This window comes from Allobosea sp. AK1 (assembly GCF_006714945.1).
In the GTDB taxonomy this organism is placed as follows: domain Bacteria; phylum Pseudomonadota; class Alphaproteobacteria; order Rhizobiales; family Beijerinckiaceae; genus Allobosea; species Allobosea robiniae.
In genome coordinates, this window is record NZ_VFMG01000001.1 from 3,852,200 (window position 1) to 3,868,555 (window position 16,356).

At 68.9% G+C, this 16,356-nt stretch carries 15 protein-coding genes; 5 read left to right on the forward strand and 10 right to left on the reverse strand.

Annotation, left to right across the window (positions count from 1 at the left end; genetic code table 11):
* Window positions 1-90: 90 nt before the first annotated feature.
* Window positions 91-1,197 carry an NAD(P)/FAD-dependent oxidoreductase gene (locus tag FHT98_RS18590; RefSeq protein ID WP_142114882.1) on the reverse strand — a complete coding sequence of 369 codons (1,107 nt, stop codon included), beginning with the start codon at window positions 1,195-1,197 and terminating at the stop codon, window positions 91-93.
* Window positions 1,198-1,207: 10 nt separating this feature from the next.
* On the reverse strand, window positions 1,208-2,380 hold the full coding sequence (locus tag FHT98_RS18595; protein ID WP_091855951.1) for a M20 aminoacylase family protein: 1,173 nt from the start codon (window positions 2,378-2,380) through the stop codon (window positions 1,208-1,210).
* 540 nt (window positions 2,381-2,920) lie between these two features.
* Here FHT98_RS18595 and FHT98_RS18600 point away from each other — a divergent pair.
* Window positions 2,921-3,328, forward strand: a complete 408-nt coding sequence (locus tag FHT98_RS18600; RefSeq protein ID WP_162260064.1) for a DUF882 domain-containing protein — start codon at window positions 2,921-2,923, stop codon at window positions 3,326-3,328.
* Window positions 3,329-3,338: 10 nt separating this feature from the next.
* Here the strand turns inward: FHT98_RS18600 and FHT98_RS18605 are convergent, their stop codons facing one another.
* Both FHT98_RS18605 and FHT98_RS18610 read right to left on the reverse strand, forming a co-directional pair.
* Window positions 3,339-4,322: a threonine ammonia-lyase gene (locus FHT98_RS18605; RefSeq protein ID WP_142114883.1), complete on the reverse strand. Its 984-nt coding sequence runs from the start codon at window positions 4,320-4,322 to the stop codon at window positions 3,339-3,341.
* 90 nt (window positions 4,323-4,412) lie between these two features.
* The gene (locus FHT98_RS18610) at window positions 4,413-5,669 is read right to left on the reverse strand and encodes a peptide ABC transporter permease (protein WP_142114884.1); all 1,257 of its coding nucleotides are present in this window, start codon (window positions 5,667-5,669) and stop codon (window positions 4,413-4,415) included.
* A 165-nt stretch (window positions 5,670-5,834) separates the two neighbouring features.
* On the opposite strand from FHT98_RS18610, the gene FHT98_RS18615 reads away from it, so the two are divergent.
* Entirely contained in the window at window positions 5,835-6,350 is a 516-nt protein-coding gene (locus FHT98_RS18615) for a DUF2478 domain-containing protein (protein WP_185745216.1), read from the forward strand.
* A 9-nt stretch (window positions 6,351-6,359) separates the two neighbouring features.
* Entirely contained in the window at window positions 6,360-6,974 is a 615-nt protein-coding gene (mobA, locus tag FHT98_RS18620) for a molybdenum cofactor guanylyltransferase MobA (RefSeq protein ID WP_142114886.1), read from the forward strand.
* A 7-nt stretch (window positions 6,975-6,981) separates the two neighbouring features.
* Here the strand turns inward: mobA and FHT98_RS18625 are convergent, their stop codons facing one another.
* From FHT98_RS18625 to FHT98_RS18635, 3 genes are all read right to left on the reverse strand, one after another.
* Window positions 6,982-7,383, reverse strand: coding sequence for an SRPBCC family protein (locus tag FHT98_RS18625; RefSeq protein ID WP_142114887.1), 402 nt, complete (start codon window positions 7,381-7,383; stop codon window positions 6,982-6,984).
* 80 nt (window positions 7,384-7,463) lie between these two features.
* Window positions 7,464-8,579 carry an Mrp/NBP35 family ATP-binding protein gene (locus FHT98_RS18630; protein ID WP_142114888.1) on the reverse strand — a complete coding sequence of 372 codons (1,116 nt, stop codon included), beginning with the start codon at window positions 8,577-8,579 and terminating at the stop codon, window positions 7,464-7,466.
* 27 nt (window positions 8,580-8,606) lie between these two features.
* On the reverse strand, window positions 8,607-8,864 hold the full coding sequence (locus tag FHT98_RS18635) for a sulfurtransferase TusA family protein (RefSeq protein ID WP_349236273.1): 258 nt from the start codon (window positions 8,862-8,864) through the stop codon (window positions 8,607-8,609).
* Window positions 8,865-9,016: 152 nt separating this feature from the next.
* Between FHT98_RS18635 and FHT98_RS18640 the strand changes: the two genes are divergently transcribed.
* Window positions 9,017-10,258, forward strand: coding sequence for a molybdopterin molybdotransferase MoeA (locus FHT98_RS18640; protein WP_142115814.1), 1,242 nt, complete (start codon window positions 9,017-9,019; stop codon window positions 10,256-10,258).
* On the opposite strand, the gene FHT98_RS18645 is transcribed toward FHT98_RS18640, so the two are convergent.
* The 3 genes from FHT98_RS18645 to FHT98_RS18655 all read right to left on the reverse strand — a co-directional run bounded on the left by FHT98_RS18645 (window position 10,255) and on the right by FHT98_RS18655 (window position 15,475).
* Complete coding sequence (locus FHT98_RS18645) at window positions 10,255-11,025, reverse strand: TIGR02186 family protein (RefSeq protein WP_142114889.1); 771 nt, start codon at window positions 11,023-11,025, stop codon at window positions 10,255-10,257. The two genes, FHT98_RS18640 and FHT98_RS18645, sit on opposite strands and share 4 nt — an antisense overlap.
* Window positions 11,022-11,951, reverse strand: a complete 930-nt coding sequence (locus FHT98_RS18650; RefSeq protein ID WP_061964991.1) for a sulfite exporter TauE/SafE family protein — start codon at window positions 11,949-11,951, stop codon at window positions 11,022-11,024. Before FHT98_RS18650 ends, FHT98_RS18645 begins: the two co-directional genes overlap by 4 nt.
* A gap of 182 nt (window positions 11,952-12,133) precedes the next feature.
* Window positions 12,134-15,475, reverse strand: coding sequence for an SEL1-like repeat protein (locus FHT98_RS18655; RefSeq protein WP_142114890.1), 3,342 nt, complete (start codon window positions 15,473-15,475; stop codon window positions 12,134-12,136).
* A gap of 353 nt (window positions 15,476-15,828) precedes the next feature.
* Here FHT98_RS18655 and FHT98_RS18660 point away from each other — a divergent pair, with 353 nt between their 5' ends.
* A complete protein-coding gene (locus tag FHT98_RS18660) occupies window positions 15,829-16,287 on the forward strand; it encodes a MerR family transcriptional regulator (protein WP_244511896.1) in 459 nt (152 codons plus the stop codon).
* Window positions 16,288-16,356: the final 69 nt, after the last annotated feature.

A 16,356-nucleotide genomic window follows, 5' to 3' on the forward strand; every position in this document is an offset into this window, starting at 1 on the left:
ACCGCGCGACGAGAAGGCGCCTTTTCCTGAGAACGATCCCGCATCTGCGCAGCGTCACTGCGTGCCGCAGCGCGTGCGGGAAGACACCCTTCACGCCGCGAGCTTCTCGCGCACCATCTCCGCGATCGCGAGCGAACTGGTCAGCCCCGGGCTCTCGATGCCCAGGAGATTGACCAGCTCCGCTATGCCGTGAACCTCCGGCCCGTCGACGCGGAAGTCCGGCATCGGCTCGCTCGGCCCGTGCAGCTTCGGCCGGATGCCGGCGTAATCCGCGACCAGCGCCCCGTCCGACAGTGCCGGCCAATAGGTCCGGATTGCCGCGTAGAATTTCTCCGCCCGCGCCGGATCGACCACCAGATCCTGATCGCTCCCGACCCATTCGACATCGGGGCCGAACTTGACCCGCCCGCCCATGTCGATGGTGGCGTGGATGCCGAGCCCAGCCGCTTCAGGCACCGGATAGACCAGGTGGCTGAACGGCTGCTTGCCGGTCAGCGCGAAATAGTTGCCCTTGGCATAGTGCTGCACCGGCACGTGTTCAGACGGAAAGCCGTCGAGCAGGCCGAGCAGCTTCGGTGCGCCATGGCCGGCCGAATTGACCACCGTCCGCACCGTGTAGGTCGCAGGCTCCGCACCGCCGAAATCGACGCTGAAGCCTTCAGTCTCGCGCCGCCAGCCGGTGATCGGCGTGTTCAGCGCGAGCGATCCGCCGGCCGCCTCGCACTCGCCGAGCAGAGACAGCATTAGCGCATGACTGTCGACCACGCCGGTCTCTGGCGAGAGGAGCGCGATCTCGCAGCGCACCTCAGGCTCCATCGCCTTTGCCTCGGCGCCTGAGAGCCAGCGCAGCGTGTCGACGCCCGAAGCCTGTGCGCGAGCCATGATCGTCTCCAGCGCCGGCTTCTGGGCTTCGGAGGTGGCGACGATCAGCTTGCCGCAGGCCTTGTGCGGCAGGCCGCGTTCTTGCAGGTAGCGATAGAGTTTGCTGCGGCCCGCGACGCAGACGCGGGCCTTCAGCGAGCCGGGCGGATAGTAGACCCCGGCATGGATGACCTCGGAATTGCGTGCCGAGGTCTGGGTGCCGATGCCCTCGGCAGCCTCGGCGATGACGATCTCGCGTCCGGACAGCGCCAGTTCGCGGGCAACTGCGAGGCCGACGACGCCGGCCCCGATCACCAGACAATCGATGTCGCTCATCGCCCGGCCGTCAGGCCCGCTGCGGCATGGCGATCTCGATGAGGCTCGCCCAGTAGTTCACGCCCACCGGGATCGCCGCATCGTTGAACTCGTAGGCCGGGTTGTGCAGGCCCGCCGAGTCGCCGTTGCCGATATTGATGAAGGCGCCGGGGCGCTCCTCCAGCATGTAGGAGAAATCCTCAGAGCCCATGGTCGGCGGCACTTCGGTGTTGATCGCGTCCGAGCCGAAGGCCTCCTTCGTCACGCTGGTGGCGAAATCGGTCTGGCCGGCATGGTTGAAGGTCACGGGATAGCCGAGATGGTATTCCAGCTCGTACTTCATGCCGAAGGCCTTCATCACGCCTTCGACGATCTCGGTGATGCGCTTTTGCGCGAGCGCGCGCATCTCCGGCGTCAGCGTGCGGACCGAACCCTTGATCTCGGCGGTCTGGGGGATGACGTTGAACGCCTCGCCGGCATTCAGCGCCGTCACCGAGACCACGATGGAATCGAGCGGATCGGCATTGCGCGAGGACACCGTCTGCAGCGCGGTGACGAGCGCGCAGGAGGCGACGATCGGGTCGTTGACGCGGTGCGGCGCCGCCGCGTGCCCGCCGAGGCCCTCGATCTTGATGTGGATGCGGTCGGCCGCGGCCATCGCAGGACCCTTGCGGATCTCGAACTTGCCGACGGGCACGCCCGGCTTGTTGTGCATGCCGTAGACTTCCTGGATGCCGAAGCGGGTGATCAGCCCATCGTCGATCATCGCCTTGGCGCCGGCGCCGCCTTCCTCGGCCGGCTGGAAGATCAGCACGGCGGTGCCGTCGAAATCGCGGGTCTCGGTCAGATACTTGGCGGCGCCGAGCAGCATGGCGGTGTGGCCGTCATGGCCGCAGGCATGCATCTTGCCGGGCACGGTCGAGCGGTGCGGGAGATTGGTCTCTTCATGGATCGGCAGCGCGTCCATGTCGGCGCGCATGGCGATGACGCGGCCGGAATTCTGGCCCTTGCCCTTGATGATGCCGACCACGCCGGTCTGGCCGACGCCGGTGGCGACCTCATCGACGCCCCACTCCTTGAGCTTGTCGGCGACGAGGCCAGCGGTCCGGTGGACGTCGTACATCAGTTCGGGGTGGCGGTGGATGTCGCGGCGGATCGCGGTGATTTCCGGGGTCAGCGCCGCGATGATGTCGGTCTTGGGCATCGTATCCTCTGAGATCGTATGGGGCGACCGCGCAGAAAGCGGGTGCCGTCGCGCAGGCTAGCCCAGCCGCGCCCCGCCTGTCCAAGCCGGTGGCGCGCAGGGGATGGGCCTTCGCGGAATGGCGGGTGCCATTCACCGGGTCATCCCGTGCGCGCTGCGGCATGGAATGCCGCTGCGCAGACACGGGACCGTCTTCCGGAAAAGGAACATTCTCGTCATGCGGTCCCGTGTCTGCGGAGCACCGCTGCGCGCTGCACCGCGCACGGGATGACAGCGCTTCGTCGGCGGCTTCGCTTGCGCATTCCCGTGATCGCCAATCGCTGGGTCATCGTCGCATGACCAAGAGCCAGGAGCGATCCGGATGAACGGCGTGAAATAATCTGGAAAGGTCTCAGCCATGATTTGGCCTTGCTTCACGATTAGCGGAGGCGGCATCCGCTCGGGCCATCGAGATTATCTGGCCTGATCCTTTCCAATCCCCCCTTACATGTTTGGTAGATGATGCGTCGCTTGTCGTTGCTTGCGTTACTGTGCGGCTTCTTGCCTGCTGCCGCCCTGGCTGATGTTACGCCCGAGAAAATCTCCTTTCAGCCGCAGGTCAAAGGCCTCGGCTGCCTCAAGCCCGAGACGAAGGCGATGATCGCCGATCTCGTCGCGAAGATCGGCCCGATCCAGATCACCTCGACCTGCGGCGGCCGTCATGCCCGCCACTCCCAGCACTACAGCGGCCGGGCGATCGATTTCCGGCCAATGGCGACGTCGTCGCGCAAGGCAGCCGCTGCGGCGCGCGCGATCGAGAACGTCGGCGGTGTCGGCACCTACTCGAACGGCCTGGTCCATGCCGATGTCGGCGCGCGCGAGATTTCCTGGCACGGCCACAAGCGCAGCCGCTACGCTTCCGCCGGCAAGCGCCGCCACTACACGCGGGTGGCGCGCAACAGCCGCTGATCGGGGTGTCTTAAATCCCGAAGCCCGAGCGCCAGCTCTCGATATCCGCGAGGGCGACGTTCGAGCCGCAGAGCACGAGACAGATGCGCTCGCCCGGCCGGAAGCTGTCCTTCCGCTCCAGCGCCGCGGCGATCACGCAGGCGGCCGCCGGCTCCAGCAGGACGCGCTCGTTCTCCAGGGCCCAGACCAGCTCGCGGACTGCGGCGGCATCCGGCACAACGATGATGTCCTCCAGCAATTGCCGGGCGGCCGCCATCGTGCGCCTGGTCGCGAAGGGCGCGCCGAGCGTGCGGGCGATCGAGGTCGGGCGGATCGAGACCGGCTCGCCGGCTGCGAGCGCCTGCGTCATCGTCGTGGCGCCTTCGGTCTCGACGCCGTGCAGGCGTACGGCCGGATCGAGGCCTTTCAGGGCAGCGCCGACGCCGGCCGAAAAACCCCCGCCGCCGACCGAGACGAAGACATGGTCGAGCCGCCCGCCGGCATCGGCAGCCAGTTCGAGGCCGAGCGTGCCATGGCCGGCGATGATCGCCGGATCGTCATAGGAGTGGACATGGGTCATGCCCTGCGCGGCGTAAGTCTCGGCCTTGGCGAAGGCGGCGATGGAATCCTCGCAGAGCTCGACCTGCCCGCCGGCTTCCTCCGTCAGGCGGATGTTGAGCGCCGGCGTCGCTTTCGGCATCAGCACCAGCGCCCGCGTGCCGACCGCGCGCGCGACGAGGGAGACGGCGATCGCATGATTGCCGCCGGACACGGTGACGACGCCGCGCCGGAGCTCCGCCTCGCTCAGGCCTGACAGCTTGTTGAAGCAGCCCCGCACTTTGAAGGAGCCGCCGAGCTGCAGGCTTTCCAGCTTGATCCAGGTCTCGACTCCCAGGCGCTCCGACAATCCGACGCTGTGATAGGTCGGCGTGCGCCGGACCTTGCCGGCGATGCGGGCGGCCGCGGCCTGGACGTCGGCGAGGGTGACGTCGAACGGGGTGACGTCGAAGGTCATGGCGCTCTTGTCCTCTGCCGCAGCGATTCCGATCAGGCGGCACGAGAGCGCGGCAGATGCCGGCCCGTCAAGCGCCGGTCGTCCGGGCCGCTATGGGCGCGGCGGCTGGGAGGCTTTGGGTCGCGTATGGTTGGGGGCGCGTGTCGGCAGCGGCACGGCGGGGCGGTCGGTCCGGTACTGCCCCCGCGCGATGGCGCCGAACAGGAGCATGACGGCTGTCAGGGTCATCAGCCACCAGGGCAGCAGCGGCGCGAAGCCGAAAACGCTGAGTGCGAAGGCGGTGGTGAAAGCGGCGACGCCGCCCGCTGCGAGCGCTCCGGTCATGCGCCCGGCGGCACGGATCGCGAAATAGAGGCAGGCCGCCGCCGCAGCAGCACCGACCAGGCCGAGCTCATACCAGGTCTCGAACAGCAGCGTCGCCGGAGCGGGTTGGGGCAGGGTACCGCTCATCTGGCCGCGCAGGACGGTGTCGAGGCCGTGCCCGGTGATCACTTCGATCGGCGATTGCCGGATCACATCGGCCCAGATCGACAGCATCTGTGCGAAGTCGTCGGCGCTGTCCGGCAGGATCGAGACGAGCGGCGCCAGCAGGAAGGGCAGGATCGGCGCGAGCAGCATCAAGCCGGCGACGATCGTGGCGATGATCTGCGTCGCGCGCTCGCGGCTGGCGGTGACCGCGCCGAAGGCGACCGCACCGAAGATCATCGCCAGCGTCTCGCCGTCCTCGAACCGCGTCAGCGCCAGCAGCGCCACGACGAGCGCGAGCCCGAGCGCGCTCAAGCCACGCTCGCGCGAGAGCAGCCAGGCCAGCGCCGGCCAGGCCATGATCAGGATGATCGAGACGCCACGCTCGACGGCGCCCGGCGGCGTCTCGGCATGGCGCAGAGCCGCGACCGCGATCAGCCCGAGCGCGAAGATGCCGGCGCTGCCGGTGCCGAGTGCGACGAGATTGAGGTTCGACGAGCGCATCCGCTCAGGCAGGGCGGAGAGGCCGACGAAGCCGAGAATGGCCGCGAGCATGAGATTGCCGGCCTTCTCGGCGGCCGCGCCCGGGAACGGACTCCAGACCAGCGACAGGAAGGCCCAGGCGATCAGTCCGATCAGGATTACGCCGGGGCGGCTCAGCAGCAAGGCCCGAAGGGTCGCCACGAATTTGCGGGGATCCTCGATCAGGCTCGCGATGATCAGCAGCGCGACACCGATCGGCACCAGCACGACGGCGGCCCGGCGCGACACCAGCGCGGCCAGCGGCAGGACGAGGGCCAGCGTGCCGAAGCCGATGCGCCGCAGCAGCAGCGCGGCGTCGGTAGCCGGGTCGAGCGGGGCTTGAGCGTTCTTTCGGATCATGCGTTCCGGCGGTCGTCACGGGGCCTCAGCCTGCCACCCTAGCGGGCGCAGGTGCGCCCGACTGTAGGTGCGGCGCAACACTGTCGCGGCATCTCTCCGACGGGATTGCAGGGGCGCGGCGCTGCCGCCACTGGCGGAGCGGTAGCGTTCATGAGAGAAACCGGCATGACCATGCTGGCAGCCATCCCCTTTGCGAGCGGCTTCGCGATCGATGCCTTCATGCACGGCCTCGTCGACAGGCTGAAACGGCAGGGGCTGCGCCTCGGCGGCGTGGTCCAGCACAACGACGCGACCTGTGACGATCGCTGCATGGCGATGTCGCTGGAGGACGTTGCGAGCGGCCGGCGCTTTCCGATCAGCCAGGATCTCGGCGCCGGCGCTTCGGGCTGCCATCTCGACGCGGCCGGGCTTGCGGCCGCAGCCGCAGCCTTTTCCGATGCGCTGGCCGGGCGCGCCGATCTCGTGATCGTCAACCGCTTCGGCAAGCAGGAGGCCCTGGGCGAAGGGCTGCGCCAGGAGATCGCCGGCGCGCTGCTTGCGGGCCTGCCGTTGCTGATCGCCGTGCGCCGCGATTTCCTGCCGGCCTGGCGCGACTTCGCCGGCGACGACTGGCAGGAATTGCCCGTTGACGAAGAGGTCGTGGAGCGCTGGGTGCAGGCCGCCACGGCCGTCGCGGCCTGATCGAGCGGCATGGCGGAGACGCCTACGATCGGCCTGATCCTCGCGGGCGGCCTCGCCCGGCGGATGGGCGGCGGCGACAAGGCCCTGAAGCCGCTTGCCGGCCGGCCGATCCTCGCCCATGTCATCGAGCGCCTGCGCGGCCAATGCGACGACCTCCTGCTCAACGCCAATGGCGATCCCGCACGCCTGGCCGAATTCGGCCTGCCGATCGTCGCCGATACCGTGCCGGATTTCGCCGGTCCCCTCGCCGGCGTTCTGGCCGGCCTCGATTGGGTCGCCGAGCATCGGCCGCAAACCGAGTGGCTGCTCAGCGTGGCAGCCGATACGCCCTTCATTCCGGAGGATCTCGCCGCGCGATTGCATCGCGCGCGCGCCACTGCCGGCACGCCGCTTGCCTGCGCCGCCTCGGGTGGCCAGCAGCATCACGCCATCGGCCTCTGGCCTGTCGCGTTGCGGGAGAACCTGCGCCAGGCATTGGCCGCGGGGGAACGCAGGCTCGGCCGTTGGACGCAGACCCATGGCGTCGCCGTTGCGGAGTGGCCGGCTGCGGCGTTCGATCCCTTCTTCAACGTCAACACGCTCGAGGACCTTGCCGAAGCCGAGCGTCTGGCGGCCACCATCTAAGCGCGTCTTATCGTTCCAGCAGCGCTTTCAGGGCCGCGAGATCACGGCTGACCATGGCCGCATCCCGTGCCATCTCGTCGTCGGACATGCCGTCGCGCTGGAACAGCGTGAAGACCACTTCCGCCCCGTCACCATTGGCGACGACGCGCATCGGATTGTGCATGGCCGGGCCGTGCTCGGGAATGACGGCGTGGTCGAGCACGCCGTGATTGTTCGGCTCGCTGAACAGGATGCGCATTGGCCCCATCGGCGTCTCGCCGCGCCAGGTCATGCCTTCGACTTGCACGAAGCTGTGGCCGAGCCCTTCGGCCCAGCGCGGGAAATTCACGGGGTCGGCGAGGAAGGCATAGACCTCCTCCACCGGTCGGTCGATGCCGATTCCGATATGGCGGGCGCGATGGACGGCCATGGGTTTCGTCCTTCTGAATACAGAACAAAAGAAGAACATATTTCCAGGTTTGTCAAGCTGCCGGCATCGCGTGCTCGACCTTATTCGATGACGATCCGCGGCGCCGCCCGCACCGCGCCGCCCAGGCTGGCCTGCACCTGTCGCGCCAGCGCGACATAGGCCTTGGCATGGGCGCTCGACGGATCGCTCGCGACGATCGGTCGGCCGCCATCCGATGTCTCGCGGATCGGCATGGCTAGCGGGATTTCGCCGAGGAAGGGGATGGAAAGCCGCTCGGCTTCGTGCCGGGCGCCGCCATGGGCGAAGATGTCGGAGCGATGCCCGCAGGCCGGGCAGGTGAAATAGCTCATGTTCTCGACCAGGCCGAGAATCGGCACCGCGACCTTCCTGAACATCGCCACGCCGCGGCGGGCATCGAGCAAGGCGAGGTCCTGCGGCGTCGAGACGATGACGGCGCCGGCAAGCGGCACCTGCTGGGCCATGGTGAGCTGGGCGTCGCCGGTGCCGGGCGGCATGTCGACGACGAGCACGTCGAGATCGCCCCAGGCGACCTCGCGCAGCATCTGGGTGATCGCCGAGATCACCATCGGCCCGCGCCAGATCATCGGCGTCTCCTCATCGACGAGGAAGCCGATCGACATCACCTTGAGGCCATAGGCCTCCATCGGCGCCAGCGTCCGGCCCGAGACGATCTGCGGCTTGCCCTTGATGCCGAAGATCTTCGGCATGGACGGTCCGTAGATGTCGGAATCGAGCACGCCGACCTTGAGGCCCAGCGTCGAAAGCGCCACGGCGAGATTGGCCGCGGTCGTCGATTTGCCGACGCCGCCCTTGCCGCTGGCCACCGCGATGATCTGCTTCACGCCCGGCACGCCGGCGGGCTTCGGCGGTCCGCCCGGCCCGGGGCGCTGCGCCTGCTGGCGGGCCTGCATGCCGGCCGAGGGGCCGGCCTTGTCGGCGGTCAGCCCGACCAGCACCTGCGTCACGCCTGGCAGGCCGCCGACCGCGCTCTCGGCCGCCTTGCGCACCGGCTCCATCGCCGCCGCTTCGGTCGCGTCGATGCCGATCGCGAAGATCACCTTGCCGCCATCGACGAGGATATCGCCGATCCGGCCGGAGGCGGCGAGCGATTGCCCGCTCGCCGGCAGCTTCACCAGTTCGAGCGCCCGCAGGACATCGGCTTGGGAAAGGCTCACGTGGTTGAACTCCGTTCGCTCGCGGCCTCACGCCGCCTTGCGGATATGGAAGACGAGGGCGCCATCCGCATCCCCCAGTCGCTCGATGGTGTCGCCGGTCTCGCGGACGAGATTAGGCAGATCGATCGCCGCCATCGGGTCGGTGCATTCCACGACGAGCAGGCTGCCGGTCCGCGCCGCTATCAGCGCCTTGCGGACGCGCAGTACCGGGAGCGGACATTTCAGGCCGCGCAGGTCGAGCGGAATGATATCGAGGGTCGCGCCCGCCGGGGCCATCGTCGTCATGCTGCTTCATAGGACGGCTGTTCGGGGCGCGGCAACCGCCGCCTTGACGCAGGTCACTTGACCCCTTCCGCCACGCCGACGATGAAGAGGCGAGCGATCGGGAGGAAGCGGGCGGCGATGTGTCCAGGCGGCCGAAGCAGGCGGGGACCGTGATGGTGCGACTGGGCGGCGGCAGATCCGATTCCGGGCTCCTCACGCTGGACGAAGCCGCGGCCGACGCCGTGTCGCGCGTCCATCCGGTTGCCGGCGCGCTGGTACTGCCTCTCGCCGAATCCGATGGCCATGTGTTGGCGCAAGCGCTGGTCGCGCCGCGCGACTTGCCCCCCTTCGCGAATTCCGCAGTCGATGGCTATGCCGTTCGCTTCGCCGATCTCACGACCAGCGCGGCGACCAGTCTGCCGATCCTCGGCCGGACGATGGCAGGCGAAGCTCCTGCGGCGCTGGAGCATGGCGCCTGGCGCATCTTCACCGGCGCGCCGGTTCCCGAGGGTGCCGATACCATCGTGATGCAGGAGGACGCTGTCGCGAGCGACGGCGCGGTCGTGCTGCCGGCCGGCATTCGGCGCGGCGCCAATCTGCGATCGGCGGGCGAGGATGTCGCGCGCGGGCAGGCGATTCTGCCGGCGGGGCGGCGCCTGCGCCCGCAGGATCTGGGCCTGCTCGCAGCGTTGGGGCTGGCCGATGTCACCGTGCGCCGGCGCCCGCGCGTCGCCCTGTTCTCGACCGGTGACGAGCTGACCGAGCCGGGCCAGGCGCTCGCTCCGGCCGCGATCTACGACGCCAACCGGGCGATGCTGCGCGCCCTGTTGGCGCGGGCCGGTGCCGAAACCGTCGATCTCGGCATCCTGCGCGACGAAGCCGGGGGGCTGGAGCAACGGCTGCGCGAGGCGGCGGCCGAGTGCGATCTCGTGCTCACCTCCGGCGGCGTTTCGGTCGGCGAGGCCGATCATGTCAGGGATGCGGTCATCGCCTGCGGCACGCTCGATCTCTGGCGCGTGGCGATCAAGCCGGGCAAGCCGATCGCGATCGGCAGCGTTGCCGGTACTCCTTTTGTCGGATTGCCCGGCAATCCGGTCGCGGTCTTCGTCGGGTTCGCCTTCGTCGCCCGTCCGCTCCTCGCGCGATTGGCGGGCGAAACCTATGCTCCGCCGTCAGCCCAGCTGGTCAGGTTGGGCTTCTCGCATGCCAAGAAGCCGGGTCGGCGTGAATTCCTGCGGGTGTCTCTGGAGCAGGATGGCGAAGGTGTGACCATCGCGCGCAGGCATTCAGGCGAGGGGGCGGGCTCGCTCGCCTCGCTCGCGCAGTCGGACGGGCTCGTCGTGCTCGCCGAGGAGATCGCGCGGGTCGAGGCGGGGGGGGCCGTACCCTTCCTGCCCTATGCCGATCTCTTCTAGTCGCGCCGGAAGATCACGCTCGCGCCCCAGCCGAGGAACAGTGCCAGAAGCACGGTGACGAGGCCGTAGAGCAGGGCCCAGTCATAGGCTCCCAGCGCCAGGCGCTGCTCGATGCCGGTCTTGATCACCTCGAAATTGGTCTGCTGCCGCGCCAGCGGTACACCGCCCGAATAGAGCACGATGTCCACGGTGTAGGAGCCGGTCGGCGCCGTCGCGGGGATGTCGACCGGGGCGCTGAACAGCGCGTTCGACAGGAAGGTGACGCCGCGCTCCTCGTAGCCGTAGAGGTCCTTGCCCTGCATGATCCGGACGAGGCTTTCGCGGAAGCGCCGCGCGCCGGGGTCGAGATCGACCCAGCTGCCGGATGGCCGCTCGGCATTGACGAGGCCGATGCGGTCGCGCTGCGCCGTCTCGTTCGACATCATCTCCGCGATCGGGCGGTTGCTGGCGACATGCAGGAAGACCGGGTTGTCGGGAAAGCGCCGCTGCGTCCGGTTGATCCAGATCGGGCCGAGCCGCTCCTTCTCGCGTACCAGCAGCATGCGTTTCGGCCCGCGTACCGTGACGATGATGTCGTAGGGATCGCCGCGCGCGACCGTGCGGCCGTCGCGCTCGACCAGCCCGAACACCGTGAGCTGGCTGCCGGTATAGTTCGATGTGATCTGGATCTGGTGGCTCGACATCGCCGCGATCAGCGTCTCGGCGCGGGCTGTGCCGGTTGAGAGACCGATCGGGAGAGCGGCGAGGATTGCGGCGAGCCACCTCATCGTCCGCTCTCCGGCACGACGACCGAGAAGGGCTCGCTCGGCGGGATGAACAGCTCGATGGCGAAGCGCAGGCCGACGGAGAGGATCAGCAGCGCCAGCAGCAGGCGGAAGGATTCGACATTGAGGCTGCGCGCCGCACGGCCACCGAACTGCGCGCCGATCACCCCGCCGAGCAGCAGCAGCACGGCCAGCACGATGTCGACCGACTGGTTGGTGACGGCGTGCAGCACGGTGGCGCCGGTCATCGTAACCAGGATCTGGAACAGCGAGGTGCCGACCACCACCGCTGGCGGAATGCGGAAGAAATAGATCAGGCCGGGAACGAGGATGAAGCCACCGCCGACGCCGAGCACGGCGCCGATGAAGCCGATGATGACCGCGAGCAGCGCGATGGGAATGACGCTGCAATAAAGGCCGGACCGGTAGAAGCGCTGGCGGAAGGGCAGGCCCATCCACCACGGATGCATGCCGCCGCGCCGCTTCAGGCGCGCCGGCTTGCCGGCCCGGACGCGCAGCATCGCCCGCAGCGCGTCGTAGAGCATCAGCCCGCCGATGATCGAGAACAGCGTGACATAGGACAGCGTGATCACGAGCTCGAGCTGGCCCAGCCGTTTCATCGTGTTGAAGAACAGCACGCCGAGCACCGTGCCGAGGATGCCGCCGCTGACCAGCACGCCGCCGAGCTTGAGGTCGAGCGCCTTGCGCCGGAGATAGGTCAGCACGCCGGTCATCGAGGATCCCGCGACCTGTGCCGCGACTGTGGCGACGGCAACCGCCGGCGGGATGTCGAGGAAGATCAGCAGGGGAGTCAGCAGGAAGCCGCCGCCGACGCCGAACAGGCCGGAGATGAAGCCCACCGCGCCACTCAGGCCGAGAACCATCAGCACGCTGATCGGCAGCTCGGCGATCGGCAGGTAGATCTGCACGCTTACCCCTCGCAAGGCTGGCGCATGGACGTTTGCATGCGCCTGATGGGCCCCAGACTAGAGCGCCCGGGTTAAGACAAGTTCCTGAAAGGAAAAGGCGGGCCGCTTCCGGCCCGCCCTAGGAAACGATTGTTCTTCGTGCCGCGTCAACACGTCGAAAGCATGACGTCGCGCAAGGCGGCTCAGGTCCGGGACGGCTTGCCGGGCTTCGGCGCCGCCGCGGTCGGCTGGGGGTCCCAGCCCTTTGCGGGGGCGGCGACCTCGTTGGCGGCGGCGTCGAGCGTCTTCGGCTTCCAGCTCGCGGCGACCGCCTTTGCCGAGGTGAGGTCTTCCGCCTTCAGGCGCTGGGCCACCTCGTCGCGCTTGCGGCCGGCATCCTCGTCACCCTGGCCGGCAGCGACCGAGAACCAGACGAAGGACTGGGCGAGATCGGTCGGCGCGCCGAGGCCGCGCCCGAGCAGCACGGCGAGATTGTACTGGCTGTCGCGGACGCCGAGTTCGGCGGCGCGGCGGAACCACTCCGTCGCCATGGCGTAATCCGGCTTGCCGGCGGCGCCTTCGGCATGGAGCACGGCGAGGTTGTGCATCGCCTTGGCGTTGCCGCGTTCGGCGGCGCGCTGGTACCAGATCCGGGCAAGCGACAGGTCGCGCTGTGTGCCGATGCCCTTCTCGAACATGTTGCCGACGCGGAACTGGGCCGGGGCGAGGCCGGCGACAGCGGCGCGCTCGAACAGGCGCAGCGCCAGCTTCGGGTCGCGCTGGTTGGCCGGGCCGTCGGCGGCCTTACTCGCGAGCTCGTAGACCGCGCGCGCATCGCCGTCCTGGGCAGCCTTGCGCAAGCCTGCGCTGCCGAACCCGGCCGGCAGGTCGCCGATGCCAGTCACGGCCTGAACCTGTTCGACCGGAGCGGCCGTGGCTGCGGGCGCGGCTTCCGCGGCGACCGGGGTTGCGGGCGCGGCCGCCGCGGTGGCGGACTGCTCGGGCGCGGCCTGGTTCGCGGCCGGTTGGGCAGGAGTGTCCTGCGGGGTGGCGGGCAGCGCCGAAGACTGGTCCTTGGCGGGAGCCTGCGCCGGCGCGGCCGGCGCTTCCGGCTGGGCGGCGGGCGGCGCGATCAGGCTGCGCGCTCCGCTGTTGGCGGTCTTGGCGCTGTCGCCACGCAGGGAATTCGTGACGAGATGGGCGGTGCCCATGGCGAGGATCAGCGCGGCGAGGCCGAGCAGCAGCGGGCGCTTGCGCTTCTCCAGGATGTCCTTGAGGCGGCCCGGGCTCTTCGCCGTCGGCTCCGCTGCGGGCGAGGGCGGGGATGCTGCCGCCTCGCTGGCGGCCTTGGCGGAGCGCCGCGCGGCGGCGATCAGGCTCTGGCGGACCGATTGCGGGTCCAGGCCTGCGCCGATCGCGGTCTCGGGGCGCGGTCGCCCGGAGCCGGGTTCCAGCGGAATGTCGAAAGCGGTGCTCGCCGGCAGGGTCGGCTCGCTGCGGCCGGGTTCGCCGGCCGGCATGGCAAAGCGGTCCTGCGCTGCGGCGCCGACCGAGAGGTTCGTGCTGTCACGGGCCGGCACGGAGTTGGTCCGGATGACGCCATCCCCGGCGCGCATCGCTGCGGCCAGTCCGTTCGCCGGCGGATGCCGCTCGCCTTGCAGCTCGGCTTCGAGGCTCGCGAGCCGCGACATGATCAACTCGAGCGAGCCATGAACGGCGCCGATTGCGTCGCGCGTCTGGCTGTCGGACGAGACGTGGTTGTCGCGCAGGCCCGTCACCAGGCTCGACAGTTCGGCGATGCCCTTGCCGGAGGCGGCCGTGCTGGCGGCCTGGACGAGGGCGGCGCGTTCGGCCGCCGTTTCCTCGCGCATCGAACGCAGGTGCACGACGAGGTCCTGCAGCGTGCGTTCCATGCCGTTTTCGGCCGAGCGGGTTGCGGACGCCTCGTCGAGGCGGCTGGCGATGCCGGAAATCTGCCGTTCGAGGGCATCGAAGGATTCGGCGTTCGCGCCGGGCGCTCCGGCTTCGTCGATCTTCTCGGCGAGATGGCGCAGCATCTGCTCGATCGGGTTGAGATCGACCGCAGCCGCACCCTCTCCGACCATCCGCGTCAACTGGTTCGAGGCCGCAAGGCTTTCGATCCGGCTCGAGAGGGCCTCGATCTCGCGCGTGACGTTGGACGGTCCCTGCTCGACCAGGACGTCGATCCGCTGTTGCAGCGAGTCGATGCGGCTGGCGAGGTAATCGCTCTGCCGCGAAGCGCTGTTTTCGTCCAGCTTCTGGGTGGCGACCGCGTCGAACTTGCGCGACAGGGCGTCGACCTGGCTCGCAAGCGAGGTCAGCAGGCCTGCGCCGGGAAACTCGCCGCGCTGGGACAGCACTGCGCTGCGCACGTCGTCGATCGCGCTCGCCAGGCTGCGCAGCTCGCCCATGTCGGGGCGGACATCGCGCAACCGGCCGATCTCGAAGCCGAGCGTCGCGACCTGCTGGGAGAGGTCGTCCAGCTTGTGGTCCTGCCCGCCGGCGCCGAGGAGGTCCCTGAGCTCCGCGATGTCGCGCCTGACGGGATCGAGATTGGCGACCTGGCCGCCGCGGGCGGCGAGCGCATCGACCTTGGCGGCCAGATGCGCGATTTCGAGCTGGAAGCGCTGGTAGCTCTCGCCGGCCCGGTCCTGCGACAGTCGCGATACCTCCGCCTCGATCCGGGTCAGCGGCTTGAGCAGGGGCTCGAACTGGTCGCGCCGGTCGAACCGGTCGAGGCGCTCGGCCAGCAGGCCGATCTTGGCTTCGATGGCGCCGGTGTCGACGCGGACCGGAGCGGCCGGGCGTTGCGCCTGGGCCGGGCGGCGGCCCTCGTAGGAGAGCCGCGAGCCGAGCTCGCGCAGGTCCTCGCGCAGGGCCGAAATGCGCTCGGGCGCGACCGCGGCCGGTCGCGCCGCCTCGTCGGTATCGAGGACGCGCTGGCGGGTGCGGATGTCGGTGACGGCGGCGGCAAGGCCTTCGCGGCTGAAGGCGAGGCGGGGCGCCTGCTCGGCGCGGCTCTGCTGGGTCTCGACGCTGCGGCGCTCGATTTCGGCGATACGCTCGCCCATCGTCTTGATCGCATCGGCGATGACGTTGGTGGCGCGTTCCTGGCGTTCGGCCGAGCCGCGCTCGCTCGACGACAGGCGATCCTCGGTCTTCTCGATCCAGCGGGTGATCGAATCCAGCGCGCCGGCGGTCCGGGCATTGGCTTCGCGGGTCATGCTTTCGAGGGCGGCGGCCTGGCCGACGAGGCTGTTGATCGCCTCGCGCGACGGGTTCGGGGCCATCTGGCGCGGCGCGGTGTCCGTCTTGCCCTGCGACAAGCGGGCCAGACGCTCGGACAGGGCGGCGATATCGAGCTGCTCCGGAGCGGCTGGGGCCGTGCCCTCGTCGCTCTCGTCGCGGATCTTGTGGTCGAGCCATTCGCCCAGCGTCATTCCCAGACGGCGGGCCGCCGCCTTTGCCGCATCGCGCGTCCGGGGATCGACGCCCTTCACGCTCCAGGGCAAGCTGTTGGCCATGATCTCGCTCGCCTAAGGGGACCTTGTCTGCGACAGGCGAGGCCCCCTGGTGCCGTCGCCTCCCGCGCGAACCTTGGCAGGTCGTGAAGATATCGTTGACGAAACCACGACGCCGATGCGCATTCCCGACATTTGGCGGGCATGGTAAACAACGGGTTAATAACCGCCGTGCCGATCGTTAATTTTTTCCGAATGCCGCGTGAAATGGCTCCTTTGCGAGCCATGTAACGGTAACTTACCCTGCGGAGGGCGCGTATTACCTGACGCAGCGAGAGCGCCCACCCTATCACTGCGGTACCACTCGACGCCGCCATGGCCGGCGATTCGACACACTTGCAAGGATTGCAGCTTTCATGTCACGCCAAAGCTTAGCTATGGCGGGTTCCTCGATTCATGAAACCCGCTCCGCTACCGCCCCTGCCGATGCCGATCAGACCGGCGATTTCACCATCAGCGATCTTGCCCGTGATTTCGGCGTCACGCTGCGCACGCTCCGCTTCTACGAATCGCGGGGCCTGATCGCCCCGAGCCGTTCCGGCATGACCCGCATCTATTCGGCGCGCGACCGGGCGCGTCTCGCCCTGATCCTCAAGGGCAAGCAGCTCGGTTTCACGCTCGTCGAGATCCGCGCCATGCTGGCCAATGAGGACAAGAAGGGCGGGGCTGGCGATATGGCCGCTTCCGTCGGGGGCCTTCAGCTCAGCCGGGAGCAGATCGTGGAGCAGCTCGAACTGCTGCGCAGCCAGCGCACCGAGATCGAAAGCGCGATCACCGAGCTTGAAGCGTCGCTTGTCCGTATGCCGAAAGCCTGAGGCTCTCGGGTCGACAGTCAAAGCCCCGGCTTCGCCGGGGCTTTTTTTTATGGCCGCGTCACGTTCCCG